Annotated in this window: 15 protein-coding genes; all 15 read right to left on the bottom strand. The window is 47.4% G+C overall.

Annotation, left to right across the window (positions count from 1 at the left end; translation table 11 throughout):
- Nucleotides 1-22: 22 nt before the first annotated feature.
- The 15 genes from ACYQ2M_RS00825 to frr all read right to left on the bottom strand — a co-directional run bounded on the left by ACYQ2M_RS00825 (nucleotide 23) and on the right by frr (nucleotide 22,478).
- The gene (locus ACYQ2M_RS00825; RefSeq protein WP_459914401.1) at nucleotides 23-1,354 is read right to left on the bottom strand and encodes an HlyD family type I secretion periplasmic adaptor subunit; all 1,332 of its coding nucleotides are present in this window, start codon (nucleotides 1,352-1,354) and stop codon (nucleotides 23-25) included.
- 14 nt (nucleotides 1,355-1,368) lie between these two features.
- Nucleotides 1,369-3,084: a type I secretion system permease/ATPase gene (locus ACYQ2M_RS00820; RefSeq protein WP_459914400.1), complete on the bottom strand. Its 1,716-nt coding sequence runs from the start codon at nucleotides 3,082-3,084 to the stop codon at nucleotides 1,369-1,371.
- A 15-nt stretch (nucleotides 3,085-3,099) separates the two neighbouring features.
- Nucleotides 3,100-4,749: a type I secretion system permease/ATPase gene (locus tag ACYQ2M_RS00815; RefSeq protein ID WP_459914399.1), complete on the bottom strand. Its 1,650-nt coding sequence runs from the start codon at nucleotides 4,747-4,749 to the stop codon at nucleotides 3,100-3,102.
- Between the two features lie 3 nt (nucleotides 4,750-4,752).
- Entirely contained in the window at nucleotides 4,753-6,453 is a 1,701-nt protein-coding gene (locus tag ACYQ2M_RS00810) for a type I secretion system permease/ATPase (protein ID WP_459914398.1), read from the bottom strand.
- Nucleotides 6,450-6,641 carry a hypothetical protein gene (locus ACYQ2M_RS00805; RefSeq protein ID WP_459914397.1) on the bottom strand — a complete coding sequence of 64 codons (192 nt, stop codon included), beginning with the start codon at nucleotides 6,639-6,641 and terminating at the stop codon, nucleotides 6,450-6,452. Before ACYQ2M_RS00805 ends, ACYQ2M_RS00810 begins: the two co-directional genes overlap by 4 nt.
- A 575-nt stretch (nucleotides 6,642-7,216) precedes the next feature.
- A complete protein-coding gene (locus ACYQ2M_RS00800) occupies nucleotides 7,217-11,332 on the bottom strand; it encodes a PKD domain-containing protein (protein ID WP_459914396.1) in 4,116 nt (1,371 codons plus the stop codon).
- Between the two features lie 700 nt (nucleotides 11,333-12,032).
- Nucleotides 12,033-12,722, bottom strand: coding sequence for a SapC family protein (locus ACYQ2M_RS00795; RefSeq protein ID WP_459914395.1), 690 nt, complete (start codon nucleotides 12,720-12,722; stop codon nucleotides 12,033-12,035).
- Nucleotides 12,723-12,829: 107 nt separating this feature from the next.
- The gene (locus tag ACYQ2M_RS00790; protein WP_459914394.1) at nucleotides 12,830-13,942 is read right to left on the bottom strand and encodes a glycosyltransferase; all 1,113 of its coding nucleotides are present in this window, start codon (nucleotides 13,940-13,942) and stop codon (nucleotides 12,830-12,832) included.
- Nucleotides 13,943-14,123: 181 nt separating this feature from the next.
- Nucleotides 14,124-14,954, bottom strand: a complete 831-nt coding sequence (locus tag ACYQ2M_RS00785) for a phosphoribosylformylglycinamidine synthase subunit PurQ (protein WP_459914393.1) — start codon at nucleotides 14,952-14,954, stop codon at nucleotides 14,124-14,126.
- The gene (locus ACYQ2M_RS00780) at nucleotides 14,951-17,959 is read right to left on the bottom strand and encodes an AIR synthase-related protein (RefSeq protein WP_459914433.1); all 3,009 of its coding nucleotides are present in this window, start codon (nucleotides 17,957-17,959) and stop codon (nucleotides 14,951-14,953) included. Before ACYQ2M_RS00780 ends, ACYQ2M_RS00785 begins: the two co-directional genes overlap by 4 nt.
- A gap of 1 nt (nucleotide 17,960) precedes the next feature.
- Complete coding sequence (rseP, locus tag ACYQ2M_RS00775) at nucleotides 17,961-19,031, bottom strand: RIP metalloprotease RseP (protein ID WP_459914392.1); 1,071 nt, start codon at nucleotides 19,029-19,031, stop codon at nucleotides 17,961-17,963.
- A gap of 7 nt (nucleotides 19,032-19,038) precedes the next feature.
- Nucleotides 19,039-20,208 carry a 1-deoxy-D-xylulose-5-phosphate reductoisomerase gene (locus ACYQ2M_RS00770; RefSeq protein WP_459914391.1) on the bottom strand — a complete coding sequence of 390 codons (1,170 nt, stop codon included), beginning with the start codon at nucleotides 20,206-20,208 and terminating at the stop codon, nucleotides 19,039-19,041.
- Nucleotides 20,205-21,173, bottom strand: a complete 969-nt coding sequence (locus tag ACYQ2M_RS00765) for a phosphatidate cytidylyltransferase (protein WP_459914390.1) — start codon at nucleotides 21,171-21,173, stop codon at nucleotides 20,205-20,207. Before ACYQ2M_RS00765 ends, ACYQ2M_RS00770 begins: the two co-directional genes overlap by 4 nt.
- The gene (uppS, locus tag ACYQ2M_RS00760) at nucleotides 21,143-21,931 is read right to left on the bottom strand and encodes an undecaprenyl pyrophosphate synthase (protein ID WP_459914389.1); all 789 of its coding nucleotides are present in this window, start codon (nucleotides 21,929-21,931) and stop codon (nucleotides 21,143-21,145) included. Before uppS ends, ACYQ2M_RS00765 begins: the two co-directional genes overlap by 31 nt.
- A complete protein-coding gene (gene frr / locus ACYQ2M_RS00755; RefSeq protein ID WP_459914388.1) occupies nucleotides 21,921-22,478 on the bottom strand; it encodes a ribosome recycling factor in 558 nt (185 codons plus the stop codon). Before frr ends, uppS begins: the two co-directional genes overlap by 11 nt.
- Nucleotides 22,479-22,512 lie beyond the last annotated feature (34 nt).

Here is a 22,512-nt window from a genome sequence, read left to right as displayed (position 1 = left end):
ATGACTGCCAGCTGGCTCAATATCAGCCTTCTCGCATGGCCCGGTCAGCATTAATGAGCAAGGGACCCAAAATATAACTGATGACGCTTCTTTCCTCGGTGGTAATATAACATGCAGCAGGCATGCCCGGTGAAAGGTAGGCATTATTCTGTTCCAGCACTGCAGCGTCTACCTCCACATGAACACTGTAAAAACTGACCATTCCCATGGCGGAACGTTCTGTTTCAAGGTCGGCAGCCACATAGGTTACCACACCTGGTACCGGTGGGGTGGAACGTCTGTCAAAAGCACTGAGTTGCACCTTGGTCTCTTGTCCCTTCTGCACCCGGGTAATATCTTGGGGATTTACCCTTGCCCGAATAATAAGCTTGGAATCAGCCGGCACAATATCAAGCAATGGCATACCCGGAGAAATAACGCCACTGTCTTCAGAATGAACTTGCATATTAATCACCTCTCCACTGATGGGAGCGCGGACAGTTAGACGGTTCTGGGTATCAGTGGCTGGACGAATCTGCATCTTTAACTCAAAAATGATATCCTTGGTTTTTCCCAGTTGGGTGATTGCCTGTTCCCGATACTGGTTCTTTATATCAACGATACGAAGCTTATATTCTTCAATCATTTGACGGTATTCAGCCATGTCCTGTCGTAAACGCCCCCGCCGACCCTGGTGCTCTGCAAGACGTCTCTGCAGTTCCATAATCTCCGGTTTTCCCATATAATTTTCCTGAAAAAGCGTTTTCTTAACGGCAACCTCCTCCTCCAGATTGGCAATAATCACCTTCTGGGTGCCGAACTCCTCATCTGCACCGTCAATGCGGTTTCCCAGCTGTTTAATCTGGGACTCATACAGGGAAATTTTTCCTTCCATATCCGAACGACGGGACTGGAAAATATCTTGTTCAGTGGCCATGGTCTTGGCAACATTATCATCCATGCGCTGTGATTTTAATTCTGGAGACCACGTAATCTGTTTTGCCATACCCATTTCGGCGGTAAGACGATCTTGCTCTGCCATTTTGGCATTAAGCCTTCCGCTTAAGAGGTCTACATTTGCTTCTGCCTTGATACTTTTCAGCTTAATGAGGACATCACCTTTTTGAACATGATCACCTTCTCGTACAAGTATTTCATCAATGATTCCCCCCTCCAGATGTTGAACGGTTTTTCGCTCGCCAGACACTTTCACCATACCCGGTGCAATCACAGCCCCCTGAAAGGGAAAATAGACAGACCATGCAGCAAGTCCCCCAAAAAAACAAAGAATTACGATCAATCCCGCCACAATAAATGGTGTGGGGCTGGTATTCAATACGATATCTTTATCGGCTATTACATTTTTTTCAGTCATTGTTGATCTCCTGATTAATTCACCCGGTTCTGACCCGTGGAGGGTACAACCTTAAGTTGTTGCCGATTTTGCTGCAAGGGCTGTTGACGGGAGGCTGTCAATTTAGAAAGCACTTCCTTTGTTGGGCCGAACATGGACACCTGTCCTTCTTTCAACATCAGGAGTCTGTCCGTCATTGCCAGCATGTTAGGTCTTTCAGTGACTATTACAACACTTTTATTTTCTTTTCTTAACAGTTGCAAAGTAGCCATCAATCCTTTAAAGCCAGCCTCGTCCAGGCTGACATGGGGGTCATCCAAAATGATTAACTGGGGATCATCGTACAGCGCCCGCGCCAGAGCAATGCGACGTCGCTGACCGGTGGAAAGATTTTTACCGGTAGTGTCCACCATAAAGTCATATCCTTTGGGAAGAGATAATACCATTTCGTGACAATGAGCCTTTTTGGCAGCTTGGATTACCTTCTCAGAGTCCACCGCTTTCAAACGGGAAATATTTTCTGCAATGGAACCAACAAAAAAATCTGTTTCCTGGGGAAGATATCCGACATAGGGACCCAAATCTTCTTTTTTCCACTGGGAAAGATCTCCGCCATCAAGACGAATTTTGCCAGCAACAGGAGACCATATACCCAATATCAAACGCAGCAAAGCGGTCTTTCCGGCACCTGTCGGTCCAAAAACACCTAGGGTTTCACCCGCTCCCATCTGAAAGGAAATATTTTGCAAAACAGTTCTCTTCCCCATCACCAGGGTAATGTTTTGAACCTGCAATGCTCCCTGGGGACGGGGCAAAGCCAACGTGGATTGCCGTTCTTTGGTCTCAACAAAATGTAGCAGGCGTTTATAGGCAGCAAAAGCTTCAGTTGTAGATTTAATAGATTCAAATTCCAGATCAAGGGGATAAAAAAGCCGAGCCATGAGAATAACCGCAGCAAAAACAATCCCAATGGAAATTTCCTGGCTGAAAAAAAGATACGTACCAGCGCCGAAAACAGCTGCCATTGAAATCCCCTGTAGCACCATTCTGACAGCACCGGTGACACATCTATTATTTGCCACCTCATACCTCTGAATTTGGCTTTGCTGAAACACTCGATCATATTTGTCCTGCACTGCTTTCAGCATACCCATACCAGCTATTAAATCGGCATGACGAACCGTGGCAGACAGCAATCCGGCAGCCAGCGTTTCAGTGGTTTCAGAAACGATATAACGCTTACCATTAAGGTATCCCAGCAACTGCTGGAACATAAAAATCATACCCAGGCCAAACAATGCCACCCCGCCTATAACAGGATGTATCAGGTAAAGAATCACGAGATAAAGCACCATCCAAGGAAAGTCAAGCCATTTGACAAAAACACCATGAACAACCGCTTCGCGTACACAGGCAAGATCAATCATCCCACGATCATAACCTATTTTATCAGCAACTGCGGCATTATTATGGATCGTTGCAAGCACATGGGGCAACAACCTCTGCTCCATGGCAAATCCCGCCCGCATGGCCATCTTAGAGCGCATGTATTCAAGAACCCCCATCACCATAAGAGAAAAAAGGGTTAACAGGCTCAAAGTCATGAGCGTAGCAGTACTGAAGCTGTACAATACCCGATCATATACCACCATCATGTAAATGGGAACAATGAGGTAAATCAGGTGGGTACACAACCCGAAAAGAGAAATAAAAATAAAATATTTATATCTGAATTTCAAAAGATCACGCATTCATTTTCTCCATCATTATATTTGATCTGCTAACGCCTTATTTAAGAGAGACTCCCTGTTGCCGAATTCCGGTGGACTCCCTTTCTTCAAACTGAGAATCTTATCAACGCCGTACAGTAGGGAAGATTTATGGGTAATCATGATAACGGTTGTTCCCTGGGCCTTAAGCCTTTTCAAAGCAGTTATAAGTGCCTGTTCCCCGGCCTCATCCAGGTTTGAGTTCGGTTCGTCCAATATGACCAGGGAAGGATTACCGTACAGAGCCCGGGCAAGTCCCACCCGCTGACGCTGGCCCCCGGAAAGGCTCAAACCGGCCTCACCGATATCTGTCTCATAGCCATGGCGGAAGCCAAGAATTTCATTATGAGCATCGGCCATTTGTGATGCCTGGATAACCGCATGGGAATCAATGGGGCCCATGCGGGCAATATTTTCACTGACGGTACCGGTAAACAGTTCCACATCCTGGGGTAGATATCCAATAAAAGGACCCAGCGATCCCAAATCTATGGCGTTGACGTTCTTACCGTCCAACCGAATTTCCCCCCGGGTAGGGGCCCAGATTCCCAGAAGCATTCTACACAAAGAAGTTTTCCCTGCCCCATTATGGCCAACCAAGCCCATGCTTTCTCCAGGCTTCAGGGAAAATGAGAGGTCTTCAATTATGACATTGCCACCAATTTCAAGGGAAACGGCATCCACATCAAGCCTGCCGTTAAAAGTGTCAACCACAGCGCCCTCTGTCCCCGGAATTTCCTTGAGTAATTGGTCAAGTCGGCGATAGGACAGACGCGCACCAGCGGTCTGTTGCCAAGCCCCTATCCCTTGCTGAACCGGGGCAAGTGCCCGGCCCATGACGATGGAAGCTGCAATGATGGCTCCCATATTTACTTGATTTTCAATAAACAACAAAGCACCGGCAAAATAAATTGCCACCTGCATGAAAACACGAAAACTCATGCTCACGGCTGTGACAAGTTGCCCTTTTTTTGCGGATCGTTCCTGGATATCCATCTCCACATCGTTGATGCGATTCCAGTAGCTGGCGGTATGATTCACCATGCCCATGGCCATCAATACCTCTGAATTGCGAAAACATTTATTAAGCCATCCACGTTCCTGCCCACCAAGAAGACTGGTTCTCTCAAGATCCGAACGGGATAAAAGATGTTGAATCAGGCCCAAAATCAGAATAATAACTGCCCCACCCGTGGCTGTATATCCCAAAATTGGATGTATCAGATAAATCACCCCCAGATAGATCGGTATCCAAGGCACATCAAAAAAAGCGAATACAGCATTGCCTGCAAAATATTGCCGAATCACATTAATATCCATCAACCCCAGTTGGTAGGCGTCTGCATCTGGACGAGATGAATTTTTCAGCATACGATCCAACACCCTTCGACCGATTAGGTTATCCAATCGCACCCCTAATCTGACAAGAATTCTGGATCGAAGGAGTTCAAGAATTCCCAACGTCAGCAATGCCAATAATGCCCCTGCCGTGATGACAAAGAGAGTGGAAAAGCTGCCACTGCCAAGCACCCTGTCATAGACAGCCATCATATAAAGGGGAAAAGTCAGGTAAAGTGTATTCGCAAAAAGGCTAAAAAAGCCTGCAGAAAAAAAATAAATAAAACATTTACGTAAAAAAATTGCCATGAATTACACCGACCTTACCGAATCTGCCCCATGGGTGGCGGATTGTGCCTGTTGAGCCGCAGAAAGTCTTGCCACCACTTCATTCATGGCTCCAAACATAAAAACTTGCCCTGCCTGCAACACAAGAAGCTTGTCCATAGCCTGAATTAACTCTGGTTTATGGGTCACCATGATGCAGGTACATTTTCTTGTCAGTTTAATAGTTCGCAGCACCTCCACAAGGGCAGATTCCCCCTGACAATCCAGATTGGATGTGGGTTCATCCAGAACTAAAAGGCTGGGGTCGCCATAAAGTGCCCGAGCCAGTCCCAGTCGTTGACGTTGACCACCAGATAAACCGATCCCGTCAGGATGTTCCAGTATCGTATGGTAACCGTTGGGAAAGCCCTCAATAAGGCTATGAATACCGCACAAGTTGGCTACTTTCTCAACCTTTTCCATATTCACAGGGCCCATGCGGGCAATATTTTCAGCCACAGTTACCGGAAACATCTCTACCACTTGGGGCAAATACCCTATATATTTTCCCATCTGTCCCTGTGTCCAGGAATGAATCTCTGCCCCATCAAGGGTTACTTTGCCTGAAATTGCAGGCCAGATCCCAAGAATCACTCGACAAAGCGTTGACTTCCCAGCACCATTGGGACCGATAATACCCAAAATTTCACCATGGGAAAGGTGAAGTGAAATATCATTGAGCAGGAGTCGATCAGCAATGGTAAAACTGACATTCATTACACGCAGCGTCCCCAACGAGGGCAACAAATTCATGGCGGGGATATCAGCATCCGCTTGGCTTAAAAAAAGATTCAATCGTTCATAAGCATCCCTTGTCTGAATGGTGACTTTCCATGTGGTCATAATTTGCATCAAAGGCGTCAACGCCCGCCCCATGATGATGGATGCTGCCACCATCAGTCCCACATCAAACCCCTTTGTAAGGGCATAACATGCCCCTGCAAAATAAATAAGAACCTGAATCAAAGTCTGCAAAGGCTTGATAATAGACTGAATCAGGCCGGCATACTGACTGCTCACAGCCTGATGAGTAATTACTTGTTGGTTGTTATTTTCCCACCTGTCACCAATGGCCTTGATCATCCCCATACCATTAATTACTTCGGAGTTGCGCAAAAACGCATCAATGAAACGCTTGTTTTCCATATTTTTAATGTTGGCCGCCCGCATGCTGTCCTGCACAAGAAACTCCTGCAAAATACTCAAGCCCACCATAAATACAGCACCGGCCGTGGCAATGGCACCCAGAACAGGGTGAAACAGAAAAATCAGAGCAAGGTAGAGCGGTGCCCATGGAACATCAAACAAGGCATTGATGGCCGGAGTTGTAAAATATTTTCGGATGATCCCAAGATCACCTAACACTTGTTCAGAAGCCTGCCCATTCATGCCAGCGTGACGGTTCAACATACTGCAATACACTTTATTGCGAAATCTTAAATTATAATCTTTGCTTGCGACTTCCAGAAGGCGGGAGCGGACATAGCTGAAAAAGGTCAACAGAATCAATGCGTATATGGCAGCAATGGTAAAGGTCCTCAGCGAAGTCATACTGCCACTGATGCACACATTGCCGTAAATGACAAACATGTAAAAGGAGAATGTTAACTGGAGAATATTTATGAAGCAGCTTAAGAGGGCGGCAAAGGTGAAATACCCCTTCCAGTCTTTGAAAAATTTATTCATAAAGAAATATCTTCATCGGACCAGAGGGCCGGATCTTTTTCCTTGGGTTTTTCCATACCTGCCATGTTCCCGTTCTTTTCCTGCCCTAATGAATCAAACACCACATACAAGGCATACAAGACCAAAGGACTCATGACCAAATACAAAACAGTTACATCAATTGCAATCAAAATCCCCGGACTCAGCATAATACAATACCCTTACCTTTATTTAACTTAAGCAAGGGATGTTATTATATCGAGCGGGCAAGGTCAACGAAAAAAACAAGGATTTTATAGATACTGAGATTTCCCAACGGTGCATTTTCATCTGTGGTAATGTTCGTTATGCTTCCAAACCCTTAAGAAATCAATACTAGAAGACCAAGCCACCCCCATGGGGCGGCTTGGTCTTATTGTCCTAAATACAAAAACGCAGAAGAACATACCTTCGTCACTGATACAACTTGAGCAAATTATAGTCATCTTGCCTTTGGGTTCCCGGCCCACAGCCATCTACCCTGACACAATGAGGGTATCCTAGGCACTGCATATCACTTAGACAGGGGAATTCAGCATTTTTCCGCCGGTAATGATGACCAGAAAAGACTAACAACTCTGGGCATCAAAATGGAAAACGAATAAAGCATCAATTATATGGTTACCGTGAGCCAGAATGCTCTTTCTTCAAAGTCAAAATTTTCGACACTCACAGTAAAAAAATACGTTTGTCGAACAAATCCCATACAACTTTAAAAAGCAACCCAACATTCGAATCTGAATCATCAAATTGCAGACACCTTTATTTCATCAATATAGACATCATCACGATTACCGCTGGCATCACACATGAACCGTAACTTCATATTCATGGGAAATTGGTATTCTGAAGCGGAAATCGTGATGGTTTTTTTATAAAATTGACCATTTTCAAAATCCACACCTTGGGCATAAGAGGCTACGGTGTGCCAGCGGCTGCCATCAAAATACTGCACCAGAAAATCCTCATTGCTGTTGTCCATACTCTGGGCACGAAACCAGAACTCCACCTCAATAGTTGTGTACCCCGGTGTTGATACATCCATACCGGTGGTATGATAGAATGACGAGGCCGTACCACTGTTATCTTGAATATCTGCGGCAGCACTACCCTGGTGTGCATAGGTTCCGCCGGTATAACGCAAACAGTCTCCCCCGCCGGAGGTATAATTCCCCCAACCACTCTCAAAATCATCATAACTCAGGACCGTATATTCTTCGGCAGCGGATATGCTCACCTGGGCTGTGGATATATCCGTGTCACCGTCATTATCCGTCACCGTAAGTTGTGCCGTATAGCTTCCAGCTTCGGTGTATATATGGGTGGGAGCAACACCCACAGCGGTACCGCCATCTCCAAACGCCCATGCATAACTTTCTATGGTTCCATCGGTGTCACTGGATCCATTTCCATTAAACTGCACTGCTTCACCTGCTATACCACTGTAAGCGTCTCCCGCATCGGACTGGGGGGGAGTATTATTATTCTCCTGTGCACCAGCTGCTGATACCCTTATTTCGTCAATATAAACATCATCCGCATTGCCGCTGGCATCGCACATGAACCGTAGCTTCATATTTGTGGGGAATGTATAGTCTGACTCAGAAATAATGAGGCTCTTATTATAGAATTGACCATTTTGAAAATCAATGCCCTGGGCATAAGAGGCTACGGTGTGCCAGCGGCTGCCATCAAAATACTGCACCAGAAAATCCTCATTGCTATTGTCCATACTCTGGGCACGAAACCAGAACTCCACCTTAATAGTTGTGTACCCCGGTGTTGATACATCCATACCGGTGGTATGATAGAATGAAGAAGCGGTTCCGCTGTTATCCTGAATATCTGCTGCAGCACTACCCTGGTGGGCGTACGTACCGCCGGTATAACGCAAACAGTCTCCCCCGCCGGAGGTATAATTCCCCCAGCCACTTTCAAAATCATCATAACTCAAAAGCGTATATTCTTCGGTGGCGGTAATGCTCACCGGGGCTGTGGAGATATCCGTGTCACCGTCATTATCAGTCACCGTCAGCTGTGCGGTATAGGTTCCAGCTTCGGTGTATATATGGGTGGGAGCTACACCCACAGCCGTGGCTCCATCTCCAAACGTCCATGCATAACTTTCTATGGTTCCATCGGTGTCACTGGATCCATTTCCATTAAACTGCACGACTTGACCTGCTATGCCACTGTAGGAATCTCCCGCATCGGACTGGGGGGGGGTGTTAGCCGGAACAGCGGTGATGGTCACCTGGGCCGTGGAGGTATCAGTGTCACCGTCATTATCCGTCACTGTCAATTGGGCCGTATAGATTCCAGCATTGGTATATATATGTGTCGGAGCAACCCCCGCAGCCGTGGCTCCATCTCCAAACGCCCATGCATAACTTTCTATGGTTCCATCGGTGTCACTGGATCCGTTCCCATTGAACTGCACGGCTTCACCCGCTATACCACTGTATGCGTCTCCCGCATCGGACTGGGGGGGAGTATTATTCTCCTGCGCACCAGCTGCTGATACCCTTATTTCGTCAATATAAACATCATCCGCATTGCCGCTGGCATCGCACATGAACCGTAGCTTCATATTTGTGGGAAATGTATAGTCTGACTCAGAAATAATGAGGCTCTCATTATAGAATTGACCATTTTGAAAATCAACGCCCTGGGCATAAGAGGCTACGGTGTGCCAGCTGTTGCCATCAAAATACTGCACCAGAAAATCCTCATTGCTGTTGTCCATACTCTGGGCACGAAACCAGAACTCCACCTTAATAGTTGTGTACCCCGGTGTTGACACATCCATACCGGTGGTATGATAGAATGAAGAGGCGGTACCTCTGTTATCCTGAATATCTGCGGCAGCACTACCCTGGTGGGCGTAAGTACCCCCGGTATAAAGCAAACAGTCTCCCCCGCCGGAGGTATAATTCCCCCAGCCACTTTCAAAATCATCATAACTCAGAAGCGTATATTCTCCGGCGGCGGATATGGTCACCTGGGCTGTGGAGGTGTCAGTGGCACCTTCGTCATCTGTCACCGTCAGCTGGGCAGTATAGATTCCCGCATCGGTATATGTATGGCTGGGAGATACCCCCACAGCGGTTCCACCATCTCCAAAGGTCCATGAATAGGTTTCGATAGATCCATCGGAATCAGTGGACCCAGCCCCATTAAATTGCACCGCCTCACCGGCAATGCCACTGTAAGAATCTCCCGCATCGGAATGGGGGGAAGAATTGGTGGCGCTGCCAAGGGTAAAAGAAGTACTTTCTGAAGTCCGAAATGAACCTCCCGTGACATGAATGATATCGCCTTCCACCAGCTCATAAGAACCAGACATACCATCCCCATATGAGTCGTAAATGGTGAAGGTATATTCACCATCGGGCAGACAAAAGGTTTCCGTATCGGTTGAACCGGCAGTCACATAGGGGCCTCCAGCATAAACAATGGCCCCGGTATTATCCTTTAATTCCCATGTGGTTTCTTCTGGATATTGATCCAAGTTCATTGTTAATACCAGTTCGTGTTGATCACACACATCAGCCCCCATGACAGCAGCCCCGGCATCCACCAACCCATAACCACTGTATCTGTCCCAACCGGTATTGGATTCAATATTTTCAACATCTTTAGCAGTATTTATCAATATATCGCGTACCTGGGCCGGAGTCCAATTCGGCTGGATGGACTTGACCAGTGCAGCAACACCTGCTGCAAATGGGGTTGCACAGGAGGTACCGTTAAACCATTTAGAATAATCACTGTCATCATATCCCGCAGTGCCAACAATATCCGTTGCAGGCAAAACAGTGGGAGCAATCAAGTCTACAGCATCATTGGAATCCTGCGCTGTACTTCCATAATTTGATCCCCACCATCGCTCTCCATCGCAGGTATACCCGTTGGGATCTGGATCGACTCCGTCGTTTAATTCACTGGTAAGGCTACTGCTTCGCTTTCTCCCATCACAGGGATCAGCCGCCCCCACAGCAATAACAAACGGGCTGCTTGCCGGATAACTAATGGATGAAAGATTGTAGTTCCCCGTTGCTGCAAGCAGTGTCACGCCTTTGTTATAGGCATATTCCAATGCGGTTTCAGTGGCAGCATCTGTGGAAATATCTGCCCCCAGGCTCATGCTGACAACATCAACACCATTATTTGCAGCATAATACAAAGCTTGTTGTATATAAGAAAAATACATATAGCCGTCACTGTCTGCAACTTTAAGCGGCATAATTCTGCAGCCCCCGGCAACCCCCGCAATCCCTATTCCGTTGTCTGCAATGGCCCCGGCAATGCCAGCACAAGCTGTCCCATGCCCCAAAACATCATCTGGAATATTATCATTGTCACCGAAATCGTACCCTCCCACCAGTTTCAAATCCGGATGCTCCAGATCAACACCGGTATCAAGAATTCCAATGACAATCCCGTCATTACCATAATCAATATTATAATTTTGTTTCAAAAAAGCCCATGCGCTCTCAATGTTTCCATCAAAACCCGTAGTTCCGACTGGATTCCCAGCAGGATGCCCTCCCTGCCCCCATGCATAATCCAGCAACTGACCTGTATTATTATGTCCCCATTGATTCACATAAAAAGGATCAGTGGTTGCCTCTGCCGGATAAGCGATCCAATCCGGTGTGGCATCTTCAACATTCCTGTCCCCCTTAAATTTTTCCACCAATGCCATTATATCCGCATCATCTTCAAGTTCTATCGTAAACCAGCGGTTTGCCCCCAATGCGCCTGCCAGCTTGGCATTTTTCAAACCTGAAAAAAGGGCTTTGAAACGTTTAACATTCAATTGATTTAATTTTAAATCAATTGAATCCAATCCTGTCATAATTTTATGTCCGGCAAGATTGTCCTGCATATTTAAATTTAAGTTAATAGCACTGAATGCATTTAAAGAGATTTTCACCAAAAATCGATTGTTTGCATGGCGGAGGTATTCATATTTTCCAGCAGAATCAACAGCTTTGGGCATAACAGAATGCGCCGGCCCGCTAAAACAAAAAAGAATAACAAAAAACGTCATAAAAAATGCGTTTTTCTTCATAATAAAGCTCCTATCTAAATTTATTATTTTCATAAATTATCTGTTTTACCCGGCAATATCTTACAAGCATAATAGAATTTACACTTGACTGTACGATATATGAAAAGCAAAGTTACAGCATCACCCTTTTACTCCAACAAAGCTTAAGTAAAAAAAGGTTAAAAACGCACTGGCAATTAAGGATTTAGAAGGCTTAAAAATATTAGATATAGATTTACATTCATTAAAAAATTTGTCAATGTGTTTTATATATCCAATTATTCGGGATAGGAATCGATATTAATTATCGCTATTTTTATCCGTTTGATGGGGTTATTTATAATAGCATCTGAGAACAGCATTGCGCTGTCTCCATTATTTGCTATATCGGCAAACAGATATGGCGCTTAAAATGAGGGGATTTGAACAAGGAAGGAAAAAAGTCTCATATAATTTTAATAAAAATCCTGGCCCACAGAGCCAGGATTTTTAAAGTTGAATTAATTTATGACAATGCTTTCAGATTATTGAGCGATTGCAAATGAAACACAATCAGCTTCATAAGCCCGCTTCTAACCCAACCGGCTAAAATTGAATCTTCCAATCCATTCATTTTCTCAACATCAACACAGCGAAAACCACCCAGGACTCTTTTTTCTCCATTCTTTTCAAGAGTGACTTTTTGGGGAACCAACACCTTATGTGCCTCCAGTTCACTGCAAAAACGCTGTGTTGCTGTCACATCATTCTGGAATACCTTTAAAAATTCAATGGCCTTTTGAGTTAAAACTGCAGGTTCGCCATTTGCCGTAAAGAGAGGCTCCCCTTGATCAGACGCAAAATGAGGCGCTTCAACATCGATGCAGACAGTAAACGCCTCAGGTTCCCCAGCGTCTTCACCGGGTCTCCCACCAAGAACAAATGGATATCTTCTAATATGTGCTGGAACATAGGGGGCTTTCCATGATCCGTCCTCATTTAGATAAAAATTATTTTTATGGTTCAGGGAAAACAGCGACACCGGTACCACACCATCCGTTGGAAATACAATGGGATAATATTTTGAGGCAATAATCACTTCAGAGGCCGTCAAGGGAGAACTCACCATATCAATGGCACAATCAAATGATTTTATCGCGGAAAATCTAAGTTTCTGATGGGTGGTTTTATTTAAGGGTTCAACTTTTTTAAACATTTTATCCTCTCATATCTTTTATTTAATTCACTAGCCTGTTTTCCTGTATACCCATTTATGATTTTAACGGCGAACTCAGGAATGGTCTATTTTTAAAATAATTGCATTTAAGGAGTCAGGGATTCATAAATTCTAGTATATTTTTTCCCTTGAATCCTTTCTGAAAAATTATTTTTATAATGATAAAAAGTGGCGGATGTCAAGCGTTCATAAAGCAATGTATCCAGGCACAACCGATTCATTGCGCAGGCAAGAGATAGCGGATTCCCTGGTTCCACAACGAGGCCAGTTCGGTTATGGAGGTTTACAAAACTCGTTCCCGTGCCCAGCTCTGTGGAAATAAGTGGCTTGGAAAAATAAAGCCCTTCCAGCAATATCTGTCCAAATGCCTCGGCCGGGGTGACTGATGGCAAAACAACAAACCGGCAATTTTGAATTAAATACTTTAAATTATTGTCTGCCTGGAATCCCACCAGATGTACATGATTCAAATTTTCTTTTTTAATCTGCTCTTTCAAAAATCCAAACAAGGGGCCTTTTCCAACAATAATGAGCTCTCCTTTAAATTTTTTAGAAGCCTCAAGGAGTACATCAAGCCCCTTGTACCATCGTAAAACGCCAACAAACAAACCATACGGTTTGAGTTTCTTAACAAACTCAGTAAACGGTTTCTCTGGGGCGGACAAATTTAAAAAACGTTGCTCGTCCAACCAAAGCGGAATTTCCTCGATCTTAGTTTGAAACTCTTGGAGAGAGGGCGTGGTTGAAAATAAATTATGACTGGTTACACATATTTTATCTGCCCGCTTTAAAAAACGCCTCATAATTGGCCGATAAATGGCTTTTAAAAACTTATTTTTATGAATATCACAATGAAAAGTGACTACCATGGGTTTCGAAAATCCATGCATCAATGTCAAAATTTCAGCCGTGGGCCAAGTGAAATGGAAATGCAAAATATCCGTATTTTGGCAAATAGCCTTAAACTGTTTCATGAGAGAAAAGCTAAAAGGGTTCGAATATAGATTCAGATTAGTCTCATGGAATTTCACAACAATCCCATCTGCAGCAGACACCTCATAGCTTTTTGTCCCGGCCGCCACAACCTCCACCTGGTACCCATCTTTAATACTGTGACGGCTAATCTGACGAATAGCCTCCTCCAGCCCCCCATGAGTTTCAGGAAAATAAGTCTTAAAAACATGTGTTATTTTTGCCATGTATACACCGTTTTAGCTGGCACATCATATTTCTTGGCAAAAAAAACATAATTATTCGTTTCCAAACATTCTTTAATAATTTGAGTTTTAGATTCCCTGCTGTAACTTCTCAGTTTCTCTCTGCTCATTTTCATATTCCTTTCAGGCATTTTGTATTACCTGATTACGAGCAAAAAACAAATCAAATAATTTGAGACATACACTTCACAGCATTAATAAAAATTCGTATTCCAGATGTCGTTTTTTCTTGTTTCATGGAAAAACAGCTCTGGCGTCGGGCATGTTCCAGCTCCCGGCACCAATCCGGATGATTGGTAAAATGATTAAAGGCCTCGGGATGAGGCATAAGCCCAAACACCCGGCCCGTGGGATCACAGATACCGGCAATATCCCCCATGGACCCATTGGGATTTTCCGGAAACCTTCCATCGGCATTCCCGCCATCCCCAAGGGCATACCGCATCACCACCTGGTTGTTTTTTTCCAGGCGATCCACCACCGAGGTATCCGCCACAAATTTACCCTCCCCATGGCGCACAGGAAGATCAATCACCCGTTCAAGCCCCTTGGTGAACACACAGGGACTTTTATCATTAATCCCCAAATGTACCCACTGATCCCGGAAATTACCACAGTCATTCCAGGTAAGGGCCACGGACCGATCCGTGTAATTACCGTCAAACCCCGGTAGCAGCCCCAGATTCACCAGGGTCTGGAACCCATTGCAGATGCCTATGATCAATTTACCCTGGTCCACAAAGGAGAGCAGCTTCTCCCCCATGTGATTCTTTAATTTAAGGCTCTGAATCACTCCGGCCCCGTGGTCATCTCCCCAGCTGAATCCCCCGCCAAAGGCAAGAATCTGAAAATCATCAAGATCCACCTTACCGGCAATCAGGGCATTGATATGCACCCGGTGGGCCTTGGCACCGGCCAGTTCAAAGGCCGCCGCCGTTTCCATGTCACAGTTCAGTCCAAAACCGGTTAAAACCAGTGCATTTACCGCTTTCATATCATTTCTCCCAAGGGCGCTGTCCAGGCCGTTTCCAGTTCATCCAGGGACACATCGGAAACACAGGTTCCATCCGTCCCTTTTATTATAAGGCGGGTGTGGGTATCAGTGACATGCCCCACCATGGCACAGGCCGTGCCCTTGAACATTTTCTCAAAAACAGAGCTATTTTCAGGGGATACGCTCACAATGAACCGACCCGCAGATTCAGAAAAAAGAAGCGCATCCATGACGGGCTCACCGTTGACATCATCCATTGGCACCCTTGTAAGATCAATCTCCATTCCCAATCCTCCGCCCATGGCTACCAGGGCCAGATGGGTGGCAAGACCTCCCCTTGCAACGGCATGTGCCGAAGCTGTCAACCCTTTGGAAATGGCCATTTCCAGGGCACGGTAAACCACCTTGAAGCGGTCAAAATGCACCGCTGGAACATGAAGTCCAGTGTGGCCCAGCAGTTCATAATATTCCGAAGCCCCCAGTTCATTGGCCGTGGCACCCAGCACATAGATAAGATCCCCTGGTACCTTGGGCTCCAGGGTCATGCATTTTGTCACATCCTCCACCACGCCGGTGGCGGAAAACTGCACGGTTTCAAGGGCTGATACTTTGACGGCTTCGCCAAATTCTCCGGTGAGATATCCGTCCACATACATGCTGTCCTTACCGGAAAGAAGCGGAATTCCATAGGCCATGCAGGCATCCTTCAATGCGCGACAGGCCCGTACCAGCTGGGCTGCCTTGAATTTCCCATCGGGATTTTTCACCGGATGAAACCCGATATCCGGCCAGCAGAAATTGTCCACCCCGCCCATGTGAGACAGGGTGCCGCCAACGGCAATGAGTCGCCGCACGGCCTCGTCAATGGAGCAGCTCATCATGTGACCGGCATCAATCTTGGAATACCAGGGCAGCAACGCCTGTGAAAAGGCAAGGCCATTCATGGAAGAGAGCACCGGCCGGATCACCGAGGCGTCAGATGGGATGTTTCGGTTTACCCCCACCAGGGGTTTAATCACACTACCCCCCTGGACTTCATGGTCATACTGCCTTGCGATCCATTCTTTGGAGCAGATATTGGGGCGGGCAAGCATGGTTAACAAAAGGCGGTTCACATCCTTTGGCTGTGACAAAACAGGTTCCGTCAGTCCCCGCAACGCCGGAGGAATCCACAACGCGTCAAACTCCCACCGGGGAAACCCCTTGTCCAACAGATCCATGTCCACATAGGCACAGGTCTCATCCTTATATTTGATGTGAAGCTTCCCGGAATCGGTGTATTTACCGATGACTGTGCTTTCCACCTCGTGCTCCCGGGATAGCTCCATGAACCGTTCAATATTTTTCGGTTTCACGGCAATGGTCATGCGTTCCTGGGATTCTGAAATCCAGATTTCCCACATGTCAAGACCATCATATTTTAATGGAACCTTGTCCAGCCACACCTCACACCCATTGCTGAGCATGGCCGATTCCCCCACAGAAGAAGAGAGTCCGCCGCCGCCATTGTCGGTGATGAACCCATAAAGGCCTTCATCCCGGGCAGCCAACAGAAAATCGTGCATTTTCTTCTGGGTATAGGGATCTCCGATCTGCACATGGCCCGCCGGGGTATTTTCTGACAGCACTTCAGAGGAAGCCGTCACCCCGTGGATGCCGTCTTTCCCCACCCGGCCGCCGCTCATGACAATAAATTCACCGGGAACGGTGGTTTTCTCATGGCTGGGCTTTCCATCAACCAGGGCGGGCATGATGCCAAGGGCCGTGACAAACACCAGGCTCTTTCCCATGTATCCCTGATTAAAAAGGGTCTGGCCAAAGGTGGTGGGTACACCGCTTTTGTTCCCCCCGTCCTTCACGCCTTCTATGACCCCGTCAAGCAGGCGCCGAGGATGAAGCGGTGCCTTTAACGGCCCCTTATAATCCATCTCCCCCACGCAGAACCCGTAGCTTCCCATGATGAGTCGGGAGCCAAGACCGGTGCCCATGGGATCTCTGTACACCCCCACAATGCCGGTGATGGCACCGCCATAGGCTTCCATGTTGGAGGGCGAGTTGTGGGTTTCACCGGTGATGACATAATTGTTTGTATCATCAAATTGTCCCACACCGGCATTGTCCCACAGCACCGACACCACCCAGGATTTTTCGTCCTTCAGGGCCAGGGTGGGTTCTTTAATATAGGTTTTAAAAAGGTTAATCTCCTCCACCGTTTCTCCGGTGGAGGCATCCGTGTACCGGAAAAGTCCCTGAAAGGTATTATGATTGCAATGGTCACTTCTGGCCTGGGAGATATACTCAAGCTCCAAATCCGTTGGCTGGGCAAGCCCTGTTTTTTTCCGGGAGGCCAACACATTGGGATCCAGAAAATACTCCCGGATCACGGGAATATCCCTGGGATTCAGGGCCAGGTTGCGCTCGTTACTGATGTTCTGCAGGGCTTCATTGGAGGCAATATTCATGACGGCGCACTGGGGTTCATGGTTTAACAGCACCTTGGGTATAATGGTGCCAACACCGGTGGCTGCATCCCAGTCCGCCCGGGAAAAAACTTTCCACTGCTGTATAATGCCGTTGGCCAGCAGTTCATCGGCAATCTTTTCCACATCTTTTTTCTCAAGATCCGGGCCGGAGAGACAATACCGTCGGGAGGTATAAATCCCTTCCCCGGGCAGAAAATCCCGCTTTAAAAAATCAGATATGGCCTCAATGGCCGTACTGCCCGCATTGTCCCTTACGCCTGGCCGAAATCCCACCCAGATACACCAGTCAAAGGGCACATTAAGGGGTGATAAAGAAGACACCTGGGTCACCGGATTGGTGAAAATTTCGTCCTTCACCATTGCCAGGTCATCGGGGGAAAGATCCGCCTCCATGGTAACCAGATGTATGCATCGCCCTGCCGCAATTTGGACGTCAAAATAGTCCCGGGCCTTTTTGATGAGACTCCGGGCCTCGGCATCCACCAGCCCCGGTTTCAGGGCAATTTCAATACAGGAACGCATGTTATCCACCATTGAAAATCCTTATAATATCATTGTAAAAAACAAATACCATCAATGCCAGCAGCAGGGCCATGCCAAAGCGATTGGCCTGCTCCCGGAATTTTTCACCGGCGGCTTTACCCGTCACCGCCTCATAACAGAAGAAAACGATATGTCCCCCATCCAGCACCGGCACGGGAAACAGATTAATAATACCCAGATTCACGCTGAGCATGGCAATGAAGAAGAAAAAACTGGCCATACCCGCCTTTGCCTGTTTTCCGGCCATCTGGGCAATCATGATGGGGCCGCCCAGGGTATCAGCGGACACAGAGCCCGTGAAAATTTTAACCACGGAAAGCACAGTGAGCTTTGAGATGTCCCAGGTACGAAGCCCCCCATGCCACAGGGCCTGGAAGGGATTCAAAGAGATGTGGGTGACATCGCCGCTGGCGGCCACGCCGATCATGAACCGTTTAACATCTTCACCAAAAATATTTTTTGACACCCGGGTTTCAGGGGTAACTTTCAGCAGATGCTGCCTGCCGTCCCGCTGCACCTGAATATTAAGGACATCCCCGGCAGGCTCTCCAATGAGGGTCACCATGTCATCCCAGGATGTCACCTTTTTGTTATCAATGGCAACCACCACGTCCCCGGTTTGCATGCCTGCGACCATGGCAGGGCTATCCGGAGCCACTTCCCCCACCACGGGTTTTACATAATAAAGACCGGAGAACTGAAAAATCACATAAAAAATCAAAAAGGCCAGTAGAAAGTTAAACAAGGGACCTGCCGCCACAATAAGTATTTTCTGATAAAGTTTCTTGTGGTTAAAGGACAGAGGGATATCCGATTGGGCCAGGGGTGCTCCCGGCTCTTCCCCCACCATTTTAACATAGCCCCCCAGGGGAATCATGGAAATGCAGTACTGGGTGAAGCCCACCCGGCGCTGATAAATTTTAGGACCAAATCCAAGAGAAAAGGTTTCCACCCCCACACCAAAAAACCGGGCCACCAAAAAATGGCCAAGCTCATGGAAAAAGACAAGAATACCCAGAACAATGACAAAGGCCACCAGTGAATTACTCATATTACCTCTACAATTTCAATACCAGGTTCTCAACAAGATTCCCGGCCTTTTCCCTGGCCCAGGTATCGGCTGCCACAATATCCGGCACCCCGGGTGAAGACACGATGACATGGGCATCCATGGTTGTTTTTATCACCTTAAAAATATCAACAAATCCCATGCGATGGTTCAAAAACGCCTCCACAGCCACCTCATTGGCGGCATTCATCACCGCAGGCAGGGTTCCCCCCTTGTCAAGGGCCGTAAAGGCAAAATCAAGGGAAGGAAAGCGGGTGCGATCCGGGGCTTCAAATACGAGGCTACTCAATTGAAAAAAATCGGGAAAATCAAGTCCGATGTCCAGACGTTCCGGCCAGGACAGCGCGTAGGAAATGGCAGCTTTCATGTCCGGCACACCCATTTGGGCCATCACTGTACCGTCGGCAAAGCCCACCATGGAATGCACAATGCTCTGAGGATGCACCACCACCTCCACTTGTTCTGGGGAAAGATTAAACAGATGCACAGCCTCAATGATTTCCAGGGCCTTGTTCATCAAGGTGGCAGAATCAATGGAAATCTTGTTTCCCATGTCCCAGGTGGGATGGCTCAGGGCATCGCTTGGCAAAAGATGGGAAAATTGCTCCCCAGGCACTTCCCGGAAAGGTCCCCCCGATGCCGTGAGAAAAATTTTGCGCAAATCCCGTCGGCGGTTTCCCCCAAGGCACTGGAAAATAGCACTGTGCTCACTGTCCACGGGATAGATGGTAACATTTTTTTCAGCAGCCCTTTCCATGACAATGTTCCCGGCCATTACCAGGGTTTCCTTGTTGGCCAGTGCCACATGTTTACAGGCATCAATGGCTGCCATGGCCGGCATGAGGCCCGCTGCCCCCACCATGGCCAAAAGCACCGTGTCCACCGTGGAATTAGAAGCGGCCACAAGGTAGCCTTCTTCTCCCCATAAAATTTCCACCGGGGAGGCCCCGGAAATAAGGGCTTCAAGCTCCCGAGCTTTTTCCCGGCTGTACACCACGGCCATATCGGGCTTGAAAACGGCAATCTGTTCCGCCAGAAGGTTTACATTATTGGCTGCGGCAAGAATACGCACATTAAATCGCCGGGGATGGCGGGCAACAACGTCAAGGGCGCTCCTGCCTATGGAACCGGTACACCCAAGGATGGAAAGATTTTTCATAGGAAAATTTCCTTGAAAAAATAGGCCACAGGAGCGGCAAATAAGACCCCGTCCAGACGATCCAGAATACCGCCATGCCCGGGTAAAAGGTGTCCTGAATCCTTAATGCCACCTGCTCGTTTCAGGGCAGACTCAAACAGATCACCAATCTGACCGGCAACCGCCGAAACACCAGCAAAACCAAGGCTACCCATGAAGGATACATCGTGGATAAAAAGGGCTTCAAATCCCACACCCACACCCAAAGCAAGAACAAGGCCTCCCAGGGCACCTTCCACGGTTTTATTGGGACTGATGCGGGGGGAGAGACGACGTTTTCCAAAGTAAGAGCCACAGAAAAAGGCACCGGTGTCACTGGCGGCCACAATAAGCCACAGCCATACGATCCACAGCCCACCCTTGTCCCCGTTTCTCACCAACACCAGAAAAGAAAGAAAAAACGGAACGTACATCACCCCCTGAATCTGAACTTCAATGGCCCGCAACAGGGTTGTGCCCGGGGCATAGGCCACCAGGATCAGAACAGTCAGCAGCATCACATTAAAGACGGGCATCAGCAGCATTAAATCAGCAGCGCCCATGTGGGCCGCAAGCATCAGACAAAAGGTGATGAACCCCGCCACAAATATCACCCAGGTGTGGCTGTGTCTTTGCACAGATCCCAGGCACACAGCAATAATATTAAGAAGGCGGTTGAATATGTTAAGAAGAAGATGAAGCGATTTCCGGGATGGGTGGGCATGGACATGTTTTTCTGGAGTGTCGGTGGCGCAATGGACAAAAAGCGGACCATCCCCCCCGGCAGATGCATCACCGGGAAGCGGTACAATGACAAAGTATTCCCGCAATCCCATAAGAGACAGGGCAAACACAAGCGCGGTAAAGACAAAGGGGGTGCCCCGGAGAAGAATCAGTACTAAAAGGGGCAGTAAAACTACTGCGGTGAGCCATCGTTTGAGGAGCATTGGACCTTCCCGAATCTGCGATCACGTTTCTGGTAGTCCCTGATAATATCCATGAAAGCCTGATCCGTGAAATCAGGCCACAGGGTATCTGTGAAAAACAATTCTGCATAACCGGCCTGCCACAGCAGAAAATTACTCAGGCGCTTTTCCCCGCTGGTGCGAATCACAATGTCCGGATCAGGGATATCCGCCGTATAAAGATGCCCGGACACTGTTTCTTCAGAAATATCATTCAGGTCAAGAGCGCCTGCCTTAACTTTCTGGGCAATGGCTTTCACGGCCCGGGTCATTTCCTCCCTACCGCCGTAGCTCAAAGCCAAGTTAAGAAGCATGCCAGTGTTTTCCCGTGTACAGCTCATGGTCTCTTCCATGGCCCCTCGCACATCATCGGGCAGGCGTTCTTTCTGGCCGATTACCCCCAGCCGGATATTCTTGTCCATGAGGGTCTGCCGTTCGCCTGTGACAAACTTTTTCAGCAATGCCATGAGGGCTGACACCTCGGCCCGGGGACGTCCCCAGTTTTCCGTGGAAAAGGCGTAAAGGGTAAGTACTTTTATGTCCAGTTTTCGGCACACCGTCACAATGGAACGAACCGCATCAGCGCCTTTTTCATGGCCTCTGACGCGGTTCATTAGTTTTTTCTTCGCCCACCGTCCGTTGCCATCCATGATGATGGCCACATGGGATGGCATATTATCGGGGTCCAGGCCATGATGGGTGTGTGCAGGACCCGGGGCTTGCCCGTTGTCAGACTTCAAGGATTTCCTTCTCTTTGTCCTGGTAAACCTTGTCCACTGCGATGACATATTCATCGGTGAGTTCCTGGATCTGCTTCTGACCCTTGAAACTGTCATCCTCTGAGATATCTCCATCCTTTTGCAGGGATTTCAGATTCTCGTTGGAATCCCTACGGATGTTGCGGATGGCCACTTTAAACTCTTCACACACCAAGCGGGTACTTTTGGCAATTTCCTTTCTACGATCCTCGGTGAGGGGGGGAATGGAAATCCGCACAATCTTACCGTCGCTGGAAGGTGTCAATCCCAGATTTGCCTTTAAAATACCCTTTTCCACTTCTTTAATGGCAGAAACATCCCAGGGCTGCACAGTGATGAGCCGACTTTCCGGGATGGCAATGGAGGCCATCTGGGCCAGGGGGGTCAAGGTACCGTAATAGTCCACTTTCACACTGTCAAGCATGGTCATGGAGGCTCTTCCGGTACGTACCCGCTTCATATCTTTTTTAAGGGCCTTGACCGTTTTTTCCATGCGGTCTTTTGTTTCCTGCATCACTTCTTTTATCATAATCAACACACCCCTTTTTTTTAATTCAAGGATT

This window comes from Desulfocicer niacini (genome assembly GCF_054657595.1).
This window is presented reverse-complemented; position numbering and strand designations above follow the sequence as displayed.

Coding starts and splice junctions, on each gene's coding strand:
- ACYQ2M_RS00825 (WP_459914401.1), bottom strand. CDS start 1,354: ATGACTGAAAAAAATGTAATAGCCGATAAAGATATCGTATTGAATACC.
- ACYQ2M_RS00815 (WP_459914399.1), bottom strand. CDS start 4,749: ATGGCAATTTTTTTACGTAAATGTTTTATTTATTTTTTTTCTGCAGGC.
- frr (WP_459914388.1), bottom strand. CDS start 22,478: ATGATAAAAGAAGTGATGCAGGAAACAAAAGACCGCATGGAAAAAACG.
- ACYQ2M_RS00795 (WP_459914395.1), bottom strand. CDS start 12,722: ATGTTTAAAAAAGTTGAACCCTTAAATAAAACCACCCATCAGAAACTT.
- ACYQ2M_RS00800 (WP_459914396.1), bottom strand. CDS start 11,332: ATGACAGGATTGGATTCAATTGATTTAAAATTAAATCAATTGAATGTT.
- ACYQ2M_RS00785 (WP_459914393.1), bottom strand. CDS start 14,954: ATGAAAGCGGTAAATGCACTGGTTTTAACCGGTTTTGGACTGAACTGT.
- ACYQ2M_RS00820 (WP_459914400.1), bottom strand. CDS start 3,084: ATGCGTGATCTTTTGAAATTCAGATATAAATATTTTATTTTTATTTCT.
- ACYQ2M_RS00780 (WP_459914433.1), bottom strand. CDS start 17,959: ATGCGTTCCTGTATTGAAATTGCCCTGAAACCGGGGCTGGTGGATGCC.
- ACYQ2M_RS00810 (WP_459914398.1), bottom strand. CDS start 6,453: ATGAATAAATTTTTCAAAGACTGGAAGGGGTATTTCACCTTTGCCGCC.
- ACYQ2M_RS00805 (WP_459914397.1), bottom strand. CDS start 6,641: ATGCTGAGTCCGGGGATTTTGATTGCAATTGATGTAACTGTTTTGTAT.
- ACYQ2M_RS00790 (WP_459914394.1), bottom strand. CDS start 13,942: ATGGCAAAAATAACACATGTTTTTAAGACTTATTTTCCTGAAACTCAT.
- rseP (WP_459914392.1), bottom strand. CDS start 19,031: ATGAGTAATTCACTGGTGGCCTTTGTCATTGTTCTGGGTATTCTTGTC.
- ACYQ2M_RS00765 (WP_459914390.1), bottom strand. CDS start 21,173: ATGCTCCTCAAACGATGGCTCACCGCAGTAGTTTTACTGCCCCTTTTA.
- ACYQ2M_RS00770 (WP_459914391.1), bottom strand. CDS start 20,208: ATGAAAAATCTTTCCATCCTTGGGTGTACCGGTTCCATAGGCAGGAGC.